Source organism: Parerythrobacter aestuarii, from assembly GCF_030140925.1.
Taxonomy (GTDB): domain Bacteria; phylum Pseudomonadota; class Alphaproteobacteria; order Sphingomonadales; family Sphingomonadaceae; genus Parerythrobacter; species Parerythrobacter aestuarii.
On sequence record NZ_JARBWD010000001.1, the window covers coordinates 2,016,658 to 2,029,537 of the forward strand.

A 12,880-nucleotide genomic window follows, 5' to 3' on the forward strand; every position below is an offset into this window, starting at 1 on the left:
CTCAGGCCACGCTGCCGACCTGGATGAACTCGACGACCAGCAGGATCGCCAGCACGCCGACGAGCGCAGCAGCACCACCGAAGAACATCTTCGTACGGCGCGCTTCTTCGGTCCGTTGGACTGGTGTCAGGCTGGTCGAAATCGCCCCCAGCACCGGCAGGCCCAGCGCCCGCTCGAGCCCGTTGGTAGTGGCGAAGGTCGATTTGAGCTGCGACATCGCGAAAGCTGTTCCCACGCCTGCACCCACGCCGAGCAGCAACACCCCGAAAAGCAGGATCGGCCGGTTCGGAGCGGCGGGCTTGAGCGGCAATGCCGGGGCATCGATGATGTCGAAACGGAACGAGCTGCGTTCGGTCTCGAGGTTCGAGCGCAGTTGCAGTTCCTCGCGGTCCTGCAGCAGCTCGTCATATTTCTTCTTGAGCACTTCGTAGTCGCGCCCGATGCGCTGAGCCTCGGCGGCAAGCGCCGGCTCGCTGGCCTGGTCAGCGAGGCTCATCGAGACATCGGCCTGTAGCGCCGCCTTGCGAGCCAGCAGCGCCTGCAGATTGGCCTGCCGTTCGGCCTTGATCGATATCAGCGAGCTATAGGCCGGGTTGGGAATGCCGCCCGCACCGCCGCCGCCTTCGCGCTGAGCCTGCTGGCGCAGCAATTCCATCTGCTTGATTGCGGCCTGCATGTCCGGGTGATTGTTGGTTAGCCCGCGAGCCCGCAGCTGCGCCACCTGAGCCTGGGCCTGGGCATAGGCCCCGGCGGCACCGCCTGCGCTTGCAGCCGTACCGGGCAGCGAGGCCGGCGTTCCGGCAATCTGGCCATTGATCGCAGCAAGCGCACTCTGCGCCGCAGCGATATCCGCCTCGACGCCCCGCAGTTCGGTACGGGTCTGGTTGAGACGGTTGGAAATGGCATTGGCACCCCCGGCCAGTTCGGGATGCTCGGCCTCGAAGGCGGTAAGGCGAGCCTCAGCGGATTCGAGATCCTTGGCGCGCTCTTCCAGCTGCTGGTCGAGCACGGCCACGGCATCGGCAACTTCGCCGCGGTTGCCGGCGATGTTCTCCTCACGGAAGATATCGAGCAGCTTCTGCACGACTTCCTGCGACAGGCGCGCATTCTCGGCGTCGGAGAAGTGCCCCTTGCCGATCTTGGCGTTGATTTCGAAGAGGTTGTCTTCCTCGCTCTTAACGGAAACCGCAGTCGCGAGACCGGTAATCTCGCGCTCCATCTGTTGTGGAGTGCTGACGCCCTCACCCAACTTGGTCGAGCGGATCACCTTCTCCAGCGTCGAGGCGCTGGCGAGCGTCTGGCGCACGCGCTGGATGTCCGACTTGTCGCTGCCGGCGATGCCGGTCTGCTTGGTCAGGATATCGTCGAGCTGGACAAATATCTTGGCCTTGGACTCATAGCTGTTGGGGATCATCGCGACGACCAGCCAACCGGCCAGGCACACACCCCATGCAACGCCGAGCACGAGCCATTTCCTGGCCCATGCCGAATAGAGCGCCGCGCGGACTTCTTCGAAGACTTCGTTCATACGTCAGGCCGCCTTCAGAATGCGCTCTCGGGGATGATGATGACGTCGCCGGGGGCGAGCAGCACGTTGGCGCGGCTGTCACCCTTCCTCAGGAGGTCGCTGAGGCGCAGCGCATACTCCGTCTGCTTGCCGGTGCGCTGGTCTCGCCGGATCAGCTTGGCGCGGTTGCCGGCAGCGAACTCACTCAGGCCGCCGACTGCGATCATCGCATCGAGCACGGTCATGTTGGCGCGATAGTTGATGGCAGCTGGCTGTTCGGTTGCGCCGATTACGCGGACCTGCTGGCTGAACGTGCCGGCAAACTTGGTCACGATCACAGAGACGATTGGCTGTTCGATATACTGGGAAAGGTGCAGGCGGATGTCTTCCTGCAGCATCGCCGGAGTTTTGCCGACCGCTGGCATGTCAGTCACCAGCGGGATGCTGATGCGGCCATCGGGGCGAACCTGGATCTTGTCGGCGCTGAGTTCGGGATTGCGCCAGACATTGATGGAAAGCTCGTCGAGCGGGCCGATCACATACTCCTGGCTCGGGCCTTCCTGCAGCGCCACGAAATTGGCGGGCGGCAGCTGCTGGCCGCCGCCAGCGGCACAGCCGCTGAGCGCGAGCGCCGCCATGGCGCTGCCAGCCATGAGGGTGGGAAACCGGGGTTGAGACATCGAAACGCGTCCTTGGTCATGTGCATGAACCCTGCCATCCGCCGAACTACGGACAGACGGGTCCCCGCGATTTGGCTGCGTTTCTCGCCAAAAAAGGTGAATATCTTGTTAGCTTTGGCCGGTTTGTGAGGGGCGTTCCCGAAACGGGACAGCGCCTTTGTAAAGGTTAAGCGCCCGGTTACCTAAACCAGCACTTCTTGGGCCGGACCCTGGCCGAGGAATTGTGCCGGCGAAGCGCTGGCCCCGTATGCCCCGGCACAGAAAATGGCGACGATATCGTCCACCTCGGCGCGGGGTAGAAATCCCTTGTCCGACAGTTTGTCGAGCGGGGTGCACAGGCATCCAACGATGTGCTGGACCTCTTCCGGCGGAGCATCGAAGCGGGTCGCAATGGCCGCCGGATAATTGCGGCGCACGACTGTGCCGAAATTGCCCGAAGCCGCCAACTGGTGATGCAACCCACCATCCGTGACCAGGAAGGTCTCCCCATGGCTGACCTTGCGGTCGACAACACGGCACAGGTAAACACCAGCTAATCCAACGAGATAGCGACCCAGCTCGATACACAGATGGGAATCCTTGAGGCTTGCCGGAAGGTCGCCAAAACGCTCCTCCAATGCCGCGCCGATAGCTTCGATATCGAGCGGTTCGTCTCCATGGAAATAGGGAATGCCATATCCGCCGCCCATATTGAGCTTGGGCAATGGGTGGCCAGTATCGGTTGCGATGCGGTCGGCCAGTTCCAGCACATTGGCCTGCGTCTCGATGATGGCTTCTGCCGAGAGCGCCTGGCTGCCTGTGTAGATATGCAGGCCCCTCCATTCAGCCCCGGCCGCGATGATCTTCCGCCCGAGTTCGGGCACCCGCTCGGCATCGACACCAAAGGGTTTGGCCCCCCCGCCCATCTTCATGCCGGAGCCCTTCATATCGAAATCGGGGTTCACGCGGATAGCTAACCGAGGAGTGATCCCGAGCTGGTTGCCAATTGCCAACGCACGCTCAGCCTCGCTTTCGGACTCGAGATTGAGCGTGACGCTTGCCCTGATTGCGGCTTCCAGTTCCCAGTCGCGTTTGCCAGGACCCGCAAAGCTGACCCGTGAAGCATCGATCCCGGAGGCCTGGATCTTCTCCAGCTCGCCACCCGAAGCGATGTCAAAACCATCCACAAGATCGGCCATGTAGGACAGCACATCGGGATGCGAATTGGCCTTGATCGCGTAATTGATATGCAACCGCGCCGGCATCGCTTCGCGCAATCGCATCATGGTGTTGGCGATGATCTCGCGCGAATAGACGAACAGGGGTGTCCCGCCGGCCTGTTGAACCAATTGTGCAGCCGTTTGCCCCCCTATGGCGAGCTGTCCGTTGAAGGTTTCATACCCTTGCGGCAACGGGCCCAATGGTTTTCCAGGCGGTTTTTCAGCGGCGCTCATGACCCGATCTCCCGCGCAATCGCCGTGCGGTCAAGTTTCCCGTTGGGATTGAGCGGCAAGGTCTCTCGCCAATGGATCACCTGCGGCAGCATGAAGTTGGGTAGTTCATGCTTCAGCGCCTTGGGAAGCATTTCCTCTGCATTTTCAGCGCCCTGCATGCGCCTGACAACAAGATGGACGGCATGTCCCAGGCGGTCATCCTTGACCCCTAGTGCCACCGCTTCGGCAACCAGCCCGGTCGCGCGGGCCGCGTCCTCGATTTCCTGCGGGCTGATACGGTTACCAGCGCTCTTGATCATCGCGTCGCGCCTACCAACAAAGTACAGCAAGCCATTGATATCGCGTTTAACCCTGTCGCCCGACCAAACTGCCATGCCGCCGTATTCCGAGGCTCCAGGAGCCGGTTTGAATCGCTCCGCCGTTCGCTCGGGATCCTGCCAATAGCCCTGCGCCACCAGCGGGCCGCAATGGACCAGCTCGCCTTCTTCGTCCGGCTCGGCGACATTGCCTTGATCGTCGATCACAAGGATCTCGGCGAAGGGAATCGCCGTGCCCATCGATGTCGGATGGCTGTCCACCAACTCCGGATCGAGATACGTCGAGCGAAACGCCTCGGTCAGGCCGTACATGGGAAAAAGCCGTGATTGCGGGAAGATAGCGCGCAAATCTCGCACAAGTTCTTCGGTCAGCGCACCGCCCGAATTGGTCATGCGCCGCATGCTGGCGACAGCCTCCGGCGGCCACTCGATCTCGGTCAGCTGCACCCACAGCGGTGGCACCGCCGCCAGCGTCGTCACCTTGTGCTTGGCGCAAGCCTTGGCGACATCCTTCGGGAACAAATAGTCGAGCGGAACGACACTGCCCCCGGCATACCAGGTCGAAAGCAACTGGTTCTGCCCATAATCGAAGCTCAGCGGGAGCACCGCCAGCGTCACATCATCGGCCGCTAAACCAAGGTAATCACTCACGGAAACTGCGCCCAGCCACATGTTGGCATGGCTCAGCATCACACCCTTGGGGCGCCCAGTCGATCCGCTGGTGTAAAGGATGGCAGCAAGATTGTCGGGCGATGCATCCGACAGACCCAGTGCACTATCATGTTCCCCCACGGCCTCCCACACAGCATCCTCGTCTATCGTCGCGCAGCAATCAGGCACATCACCCGGCTCAAGCGTCTTCAACCGGGCCGCTGTGCCCATCAGCATTTTCGCACCACTATCGGACAGGATGTGCGCCACCTGCGCATGCTTCAGCAGCGGGTTGACCGGCACATGCACCAGCCCTGCCCGCGCGCAAGCCAATGGCAAAAGGCATGTCAGCACACCCTTGGCCGCCCAGCTGGCCACCCGTTCGCCTTCACCAGGAACCTGTTGTTTGAGCCAAGAGGCCAACGCGGCGACACGGCTTCTTAAGTCCTTGTAGCTAAGGGTCTCCTCGCGCAGGACCAGCGCCGGGGCATCGCCCTCGCCACATTCGGCGAGGTGATCGAGCGGCTTGGGTGTCGGGTCAGGCGTGAGAATCATGGTTTTCCAAGAGGAATTTCGTGTCTGCGATTGCTGCCAGCTATCACGACAGGGTTAATGTCTTGCAAGGGCTGATGCCAGAACATGCATCGCCCTTCGACAGGCCTGAATGGTATGCCCTGCTAGCCGAGCGCAAGCCGCCGCTGCTGGCACTGGCAAGCGATGGCGAACATAGCGCCGCGCTACCGCTGACCCGCGCGAATGGCAGGCTCGAGCCGCTCAACCACTGGTACAGCTTCACCTGGCGGCAATTGGCCCCTGCGAGTGCCGATGGTGACCGGCTGCTGACCGCACTCGCCGACGACCTGCGCGGTCAGTCGCACCGGGTCACGCTGTCGCCAGTGCCGGACGAAGATGACTCCGCCACAAGGCTCGAAGCCGCGTTTCGCGCTGCCGGCTGGCTGGTCCACCGCGAACAATGCGACTTCAACCATGTACTGCCGGTCAACGGTCGCAGCTTTGACGAATACTGGGCCAGCCGCGACGGCCGCATGCGCACCACGCTCAAACGCAAGGCGAAGAAGGTCGACGTCGAACTGTTGACCCGCTTCGATGCCTCGGCATGGGCCGCCTACGAAGCGATCTACGCCGAAAGCTGGAAGCCTGCGGAGGACACGCCGGAGATCCTGCGCAAGTTTGCTGAGGAAGAAGGTGCCGCGGGCCGTATCCGTCTCGCTATCGCTCGCCATGAAGGCCGCCCGGTCGCTGCGCAGTTCTGGACCGTCGAGAACGGCGTCGCCTACATCCACAAACTGGCACATCTCGAAGAGATGAAGCACCTTAGCGCGGGCACCACGCTGAGCGCCGCGTTGTTTGAGCATGTGATCGACGCCGACAAGGTCGCGCTGGTCGATTTTGGTACCGGCAATGATCGCTACAAGGCCGACTGGATGGAGCAGGTTCGGCCCCGCTTCCTGATCGATTGCCTCGATCCGCGCCAGCCCAAGGCGTGGGCACCGCTGGGAAAGCGAATCCTTACCCGGCTTGCGCGCAAACCGGCACGAAGCTAGGGACGCCCCCTGTCTTCAGGGGCAAGCAGGACACGCGATGGGATCCGATACCGTCAACGCTGGTGACACGCCGGGGAAAGACCCGCTGGGCATGAGCCGCGCCAAGATCGATGCGGCGCTGCGTTCCGTGCTGTGCGATGTGCTTGGCCTCGATCCTGAGGATGTCGAAGAGTTCGACAACGACACCGGTCTGTTCGGTCACTTGCCCGAGCTCGATTCCATGGCAGTCGCTGGCCTACTTACAGAGCTGGAAGACCGGCTCGATATCCTGATCGAGGATGATGACGTCGATGGCGAAATGCTGGAGACTTACGGCGCGCTTCTCGCGTTCGCCGAAGCCAAAGTCATCGAGGGCTGATCGGCGGCATGTTTGCCGAATGGCCTTGCCCCCTTCCCGGCGGCGAAACCCACAATGAGATGGCGCGTGTCTTCGGCAAGGATCGCAAGCACCGCCTGCTGGTGATTCCCCCGCTGTTCGACGAGCATAACAAGCTGCGCCACCAGTTGGTCGAAGTGATGTACAGGCTCGATTTGTCCGGCATCGACAGCGTTTTGCCCGACCTGCCGGGCTGGAACGAGAGCACCCAACCGCTGCCCGCGCAATCGCTGGAAAGCTGGCGCGAAGCGATCAAGGCTGCCGTTGTCCATTTCAAACCCACCCGGTTCCTTGCCGTGCGCGCGGGGACGCTGCTCGTGCCGATCGGTTTGCCGGGGTGGGACTACGCCGCGACGAGCGGCAGGCAAGTTCTGCGCGGCATGGTTCGCGCCCGCATGATCGCCGCCAAGGAGGCTGGCCGTGACGAGACCAGCGATGCCCTGATGGAACTCGCTCGCCGCGAGGGGGTTGAGCTCGCCGGATGGCATCTGGGTGCTCCCATGGTCCGCCAGCTGGAAGAGGCGGAGCCTGGTGAAAGCCCGATCCGCACGCGCATCGACCAGGCCACTGTAGGCGGCAAACCCCTTTGGCTCCGCGCAGAACCGGACGACGATCCCGAACAGGCCGATGCGGTGGCGGCGATCATCGCCATTGCGGTCGATAGTGCGGGAGGCTTCGAATGAACCGCTTGCACCTGACCTTCAACTGCAACGGCAGTACGCTCGCCGGCACGCTCGATACCGCACCTTCGACCACCGGCTTGCTACTGGTCAGCGGCGGCAACGAACTGCGTTCGGGCGCCTTTGGCGGCCAGGCAGCGCTGGCAGCGCGGATCGCGCGCGCCGGCTTCCCTGTCTTCCGCTATGATCGGCGCGGGATCGGCGACAGCGAAGGCGACAACCGCGGGTTCGAAAAGAGCGAAGCGGATATCCATGCCGCGGTCGAGGCCTTCCAGGCCATGGCCCCATCGGTCGCCACCGTCGTCGGGTTCGGCAATTGCGACGCGGCAAGCGCGCTGATGCTGGCGGGCGGTGCCGGGTGCGAGCGATTGGTGTTATCCAATCCCTGGACCATCGAGGACGACAGCGACGATGCGCCTCCGCCCGAAGCAGTGCGCGCGCGCTATGTCGAAAAGCTAAAGAACCCAAAGGAAATCAAGCGGCTACTGACCGGCGGAGTCAATCTTAGGAAGCTATTCAAAGGATTGCGGCAGGCCTCGAAAACCGATGCACCAGCCCCGAGCGGGCTGGCCGAACGAATGGCTGCCGGAATCGCGGATTTTGCCGGCGATGTGCACTTCCTGCTCGCCAGCGAGGACCGTACCGCCCAGGTGTTCGACAGCGTCTGGCCCAAGGATGATGCGCGGGTGCAGCGCTGCGATGGTGCCAGTCACGCCTATGTCGAGGAACACGCCCGGCAGTGGCTGGAGAAGAAAATCCTCGCCGTCTTACGCAGCTGACGGGCGCACGAAAAGGCTGGCAAGCTCGACATGGGTCGACCAGCGAAACTGGCCCACCGGGCGCACTTCCTCAAGCACGAAACCCGCCTCTACGAGCCGCGTAGCATCCTTTGCCCAGCTGGCGGGATTGCAGCTGATATAGACGACGCGTGAGATGGTGCTGGCGGCGATTTGCTCGATTTGCTCGCGCGCGCCTGCCCGAGGGGGATCGAGCAGGACAGCTCCAAACTTGCTGACTTCATCTGCCATGTAGGGATTGCGGAACAGGTCGCGGTGCTGCGCGAACACGGGCTTGCCGGATGCGCGGGCCGCTTGCTGGCAAGCGAGGTGGGCGTCGCGCGACGCTTCGGCGGCAAGAACCTTCTCTGGTCCTGCCAATGCAATGGCGAAGGTCCCAAGGCCAGAGAACAGGTCGGCGACGGGCGTGACGCCAGCCAGCCATTCCTTCGCGGAACCGACCAGCGCCGCTTCGCCATCTTCGGTTGCCTGCAGGAATGCGCCCGGCGGAAATGCGACTGGCACCCGACTGAGTGTTATCGTCGCCGCTTCAGGCTCCCACACGGTCTCGGGCCCAAAGCCATCGTCGGCGCTCAGCCGCGCAAGACCGTTGTCCCGCGCGAAATCGAGCAGGGCTTCGGTCTGCGCCAGCCCCTCGGGCCGGATGCCCTTGATACCGCAGGTGACACCCTGGTCGGCCATCGCCAGTTCGATATCCGCCGATATCCGACCTTCCCACACTGCCAGCATGGCGCGCAGCGGCTTGACCAGCGCGAGCAGCTCAGGCCACAGCACAGGGCATTCCTTGAGGTCGACGATCTTGTGCGAGCGCCCTTCACGATACCCCAGCAGTATCTGCTTGCCGCGACGTTGCGCGTGCAAGGTCGCACGCCGCCGGGTGCCAGCTGGCGAAAGGTGCACCGGGGCGACTCTTGCGGATGTGATCCCCTGGCCCTCTGCCGCCAGCACCACACGGTCGGTCACGAACTGCGCCAGTGCCTCGTTGTCGACATGCTGCAGCTGGCACCCGCCGCAGGTGCCGAAATGCCGGCACGGCGGATCGACGTGATGCGGCCCATGCGCCAGCGTCCCGTCCGGCTGCACGAAGTCACCTGGGGCCGACAGGGCGACATGCTGCCCGTCCGCCGTGACGCCATCGCCCTTGGCGGCGATGCGAATGATCTCTTTCGGTTCGCTCACAGGAAGGCGGCGTAGGCGCAGGCTACGGATTGTGCCAGATCGCTGGCTGAGAAAGCCACGCCTGCCTGCCGGGCTGCCTCGTGATGCAGCCATACGCCCTCGCTGGCGGCGCGGACAGGATCACCGTGAGCGGCCAGCCTGCTCGCGACGATCCCGGCCAATACGTCACCGCTCCCAGCAACCGAGAGCCAGCTCGCTCCCGCCGGGAAGTAGGTGACTCCGCCAGCATGGGTCAGCAACGTGTCCGGGCCCTTGGCGAGGACCGTCGCCCCAGTACGTTCGTGCAGTGCGATGGCACGTTCGCGCTTGTCTGCGCCTTCAATGCCGAAAGTCTCGCACAGCTTGGCCAGCTCGCCTTCGTGCGGGGTGATAACCATGCGACTCGTATCGACGCCTTCGAGGAGGTCGTTGTCGAGAAGAACCAGCGCGTCGGCGTCGAGGACGATGGGACGTCCGCTCGATAACGCGTCGGCGAGGCGCGCCCTTGCCGCCTCGTCACGCCCCAACCCCGGACCTATGAGCACCGCAGCGATGCGGCTGCCCGACAGCGCAACAGGTAAGGGGGCAACGTCATGGACAAGATCGGCAGGGACCGGGCCCGCCACTTCAGAGAACAGCTTCACATAGCCGGCACCTGCGCCCATTGCCGAGCGGGCGGCGAGGACCGCAGCCCCCGGCATCGCTCCACCAGCAACCGCGACCAGCCCGCGCCGATATTTGTGCGCGTCCCATTGCGGCGTGGCCAGCATGGGACGCGGCGAGAGGGTTTCGCGACAACCTTGATCCGCCACGCCGATCTCGACCAATCGCTTCGTGCCTGACCTTGCAGCAGCTTCACCCAGCCAGTGCGCCCGCTTCCATGCGCCAAGGGCAATGGTGCAATCGAACGCCGCCAGCTCAACAGGCCAGTTCCCGGAGTTAGCATCGACCCCGCTGGGAACGTCAATGGCCACCGAATGCACGTGATGCGCCTGCAACCCGGCGACCAGGCGGCGAAATGTTTCGGAAAGTGGCCGCGACAAACCGCTGCCGAACAGGCAATCGACGAACACGTCTCCGCGTATCTCTCCAGACTTGCCGAGGACCTCACCGTCGAAGCCGAAGGCAGCATCGCGGGCCGCATCGGTTTTGGGCGGGAGTGGTGCAATCACGCGCGCTTCACCACCCCGGCGCATGATCTCGGTCGCGATGACATAGCCGTCGCCGCCGTTGTTGCCAGGGCCGCACAAGACCGTCACCGGACGGCCGCCACTGATGCGCCATACCCACTCTGCCGCACCCTTGCCCGCGCGTTGCATCAGTTCCTCGACCGAGGTTCCAGCATCAATCAGCGCCTGCTCCGCCGCCTGCATCTGCGCGACGGTCAGGATCTGGCGCAGGCGGGCGTTATCGGGCATTGGACCTGGCCGGGAAGCGGTAGCGATCCTCACCTATCGCAACCTCCAGCACGTCGCCATCGAGCGCATTCGCCGCGCTTTCGGCCCCGTCATGCGGGACGAGGCCGCTGCCATCTGCGGCCACGTCGAACAAACGAAAGCCGCCACCGGGATGGTTGACGCGGTAGATCGTCGCGCCATCGCGCTCGAATTTCTGCAGCGTGCAACTGTCGCTGAATTCGGAGCCTGGGCCGATGGCGCAAGAAAGCATCTGATCGCCGTCCTCGACAGCGTTGGCGGCCTCTTCCTCGTTGCCCGAACAGGCCGCGAGCGTGGCCAGCACGATGATGCCCAACCCCCGCCGCATGTCAGCTTCGCTTAAGCTGCGAGATATCGCGAACGGCGCCGCGCGCAGCGCTGGTGGTCATGGCGGCATAGGCTTGCAGCGCCTGGCTGACCTGGCGCGGGCGCTCCTGCGCAGGCTTCCAGCCGCTGGCTTCCTGCGCAGCGCGGCGTTCGGCCAGCACTTCGTCAGAGACCGCGAGGTTGATCGCGCGGTCTGGAATCGAGATTTCGATCAGGTCGCCATCCTCGACCAATCCGATCGCCCCGCCCTCTGCCGCTTCAGGGCTGACATGGCCGATCGAGAGGCCCGAGGTGCCGCCCGAAAAGCGTCCATCGGTGAGCAAAGCGCAGGCCGCGCCCAGTCCCTTCGATTTGAGATAGCTGGTCGGGTAGAGCATTTCCTGCATCCCCGGCCCGCCGCGCGGCCCTTCGTAGCGGATGACGACAACATCGCCTTCCCTGACCTGTTCGGTCAGTATCGCAGTGACGGCATCGTCCTGGCTCTCGTAGACTTTCGCCGGCCCGCTGAAGGTGAGGATGCTTTCGTCGACCCCGGCGGTCTTCACGATGCAGCCATCCTCGGCGATATTGCCATAGAGCACCGCCAGCCCGCCATCCTGGCTGAAGGCATGCTCGGGGCTGCGAATGACGCCGTTCTCGCGGTCGAGATCGAGGCTTTCCCACCGCGCCGACTGGCTGAACGCGACCTGCGTGGGCACCCCGCCCGGCGCGGCGGCGAAGAATTCGTGGACCTTGTTGTTCTGCGTACGGCTGATGTCCCAGTCATCCAGCGCATCGCCCATGGTCGGGCTGTGCACTGTGGGCAGCGCGGTGTGGAGCAGCCCGGCCCGCTCAAGCTGGCCGAGGATCGCCATGATCCCGCCGGCGCGGTGGACGTCTTCCATATGCACATCGTCCTTGGCCGGGGCGACCTTGGAAAGGCACGGCACGCGACGGCTGAGCCGGTCGATATCCTTCATGGTGAAGTCCACCCCTGCCTCGTGCGCGGCAGCGAGCAGGTGAAGCACCGTGTTGGTCGAGCCGCCCATGGCAATGTCGAGGCTCATGGCGTTCTCGAAGGCTTCGAAGCTGGCGATGCTGCGCGGCAGGACGCTTTCGTCATCTTCCTCGTAATAGCGCCTGGCGAGCGTCACGACGAGGCGCCCCGCCCGCTTGAACAGCGCCTCGCGGTCGGCATGGGTCGCCAGCGTCGAGCCATTGCCGGGCAGCGAGAGGCCCAGCGCCTCGGTCAGGCAGTTCATCGAGTTGGCAGTGAACATGCCCGAGCAAGAACCACAGGTCGGGCAGGCGTTCTGCTCGATCGCGGTCACTTCTTCGTCGGAATAGCTGTCGTCTGCCGCCGCAACCATCGCATCGACGAGGTCGAGCGCTTTCTCCTTGCCCTTCACCACCACCTTGCCGGCCTCCATCGGGCCGCCGCTGACGAACACCACCGGGATATTGAGCCGCAGCGCCGCCATCAGCATGCCCGGCGTGATCTTGTCGCAGTTGGAAATGCACACCAGCGCATCGGCGCAGTGGGCATTGGTCATATATTCGACGCTATCGGCGATGAGGTCGCGGCTGGGGAGCGAATAGAGCATCCCGTCATGGCCCATGGCGATCCCGTCATCGACAGCTATGGTGTTGAATTCCTTGGCCACACCCCCTGCCGCCTCGACTTCGCGCGCGACCAGCTGGCCCAGGTCCTTCAGGTGCACGTGCCCCGGCACGAACTGGGTGAAGCTGTTGGCGATGGCGATGATCGGCTTGCCGAAATCCTCGTCCTTCATCCCCGTCGCGCGCCACAATCCGCGCGCGCCGGCCATGTTGCGGCCATGGGTGGTAGTGCGGGAACGATAGGCGGGCATGGGTCGGGTCCTAGCAGTGCGATTGGTGTGCACACCAGTTCTAGACCATGGGCGTCTCTCGTCGAAACGGATTTTCTTTGGGCGCTTGAGGGTTGAGTTTTGG

General features: G+C 63.7%; 12 protein-coding genes. 4 read left to right on the forward strand and 8 right to left on the reverse strand.

From position 1 onward, the window contains the following. Position 1 precedes the first annotated feature (1 nt). The 4 genes from QPW08_RS09860 to QPW08_RS09875 form a co-directional block, all read right to left on the reverse strand. Positions 2-1,528, reverse strand: coding sequence for an XrtA system polysaccharide chain length determinant (locus QPW08_RS09860; protein ID WP_284125640.1), 1,527 nt, complete (start codon positions 1,526-1,528; stop codon positions 2-4). Positions 1,529-1,542: 14 nt separating this feature from the next. Further along, positions 1,543-2,187, reverse strand: a complete 645-nt coding sequence (locus tag QPW08_RS09865) for an XrtA/PEP-CTERM system exopolysaccharide export protein (RefSeq protein ID WP_284125641.1) — start codon at positions 2,185-2,187, stop codon at positions 1,543-1,545. A gap of 182 nt (positions 2,188-2,369) precedes the next feature. Next, positions 2,370-3,620 carry a pyridoxal-dependent decarboxylase, exosortase A system-associated gene (locus QPW08_RS09870; RefSeq protein ID WP_284125642.1) on the reverse strand — a complete coding sequence of 417 codons (1,251 nt, stop codon included), beginning with the start codon at positions 3,618-3,620 and terminating at the stop codon, positions 2,370-2,372. After that, entirely contained in the window at positions 3,617-5,143 is a 1,527-nt protein-coding gene (locus QPW08_RS09875) for an acyl-CoA ligase (AMP-forming), exosortase A system-associated (RefSeq protein WP_284125643.1), read from the reverse strand. The genes QPW08_RS09870 and QPW08_RS09875 overlap by 4 nt, the downstream gene beginning before the upstream one ends. Positions 5,144-5,217: 74 nt before the next feature. On the opposite strand from QPW08_RS09875, the gene QPW08_RS09880 reads away from it, so the two are divergent. The 4 genes from QPW08_RS09880 to QPW08_RS09895 all read left to right on the forward strand — a co-directional run bounded on the left by QPW08_RS09880 (position 5,218) and on the right by QPW08_RS09895 (position 7,988). After that, the gene (locus tag QPW08_RS09880) at positions 5,218-6,153 is read left to right on the forward strand and encodes a GNAT family N-acetyltransferase (protein WP_284125644.1); all 936 of its coding nucleotides are present in this window, start codon (positions 5,218-5,220) and stop codon (positions 6,151-6,153) included. A gap of 91 nt (positions 6,154-6,244) precedes the next feature. Then, entirely contained in the window at positions 6,245-6,511 is a 267-nt protein-coding gene (locus QPW08_RS09885) for an acyl carrier protein (protein WP_284126334.1), read from the forward strand. A 59-nt stretch (positions 6,512-6,570) separates the two neighbouring features. Continuing rightward, positions 6,571-7,212 (forward strand): hypothetical protein, encoded by a 642-nt coding sequence (locus QPW08_RS09890; RefSeq protein WP_284125645.1) that lies wholly within the window; start codon positions 6,571-6,573, stop codon positions 7,210-7,212. Next, positions 7,209-7,988: a hydrolase 1, exosortase A system-associated gene (locus tag QPW08_RS09895; RefSeq protein ID WP_284125646.1), complete on the forward strand. Its 780-nt coding sequence runs from the start codon at positions 7,209-7,211 to the stop codon at positions 7,986-7,988. The genes QPW08_RS09890 and QPW08_RS09895 overlap by 4 nt, the downstream gene beginning before the upstream one ends. Here QPW08_RS09895 and QPW08_RS09900 read toward each other — a convergent pair. From QPW08_RS09900 to ilvD, 4 genes are read right to left on the reverse strand one after another with little or no spacing between them, the layout of a single operon-like run. Further along, on the reverse strand, positions 7,977-9,185 hold the full coding sequence (locus QPW08_RS09900) for a class I SAM-dependent RNA methyltransferase (RefSeq protein WP_284125647.1): 1,209 nt from the start codon (positions 9,183-9,185) through the stop codon (positions 7,977-7,979). The genes QPW08_RS09895 and QPW08_RS09900 overlap by 12 nt on opposite strands. Then, on the reverse strand, positions 9,182-10,582 hold the full coding sequence (locus tag QPW08_RS09905; protein WP_284125648.1) for an NAD(P)H-hydrate epimerase: 1,401 nt from the start codon (positions 10,580-10,582) through the stop codon (positions 9,182-9,184). Before QPW08_RS09905 ends, QPW08_RS09900 begins: the two co-directional genes overlap by 4 nt. After that, positions 10,572-10,928, reverse strand: a complete 357-nt coding sequence (locus QPW08_RS09910) for a hypothetical protein (RefSeq protein WP_284125649.1) — start codon at positions 10,926-10,928, stop codon at positions 10,572-10,574. The genes QPW08_RS09905 and QPW08_RS09910 overlap by 11 nt, the downstream gene beginning before the upstream one ends. 1 nt (position 10,929) lies before the next feature. Next, positions 10,930-12,777: a dihydroxy-acid dehydratase gene (ilvD, locus tag QPW08_RS09915; protein WP_284125650.1), complete on the reverse strand. Its 1,848-nt coding sequence runs from the start codon at positions 12,775-12,777 to the stop codon at positions 10,930-10,932. Between the last annotated feature and the right edge of the window lie 103 nt (positions 12,778-12,880).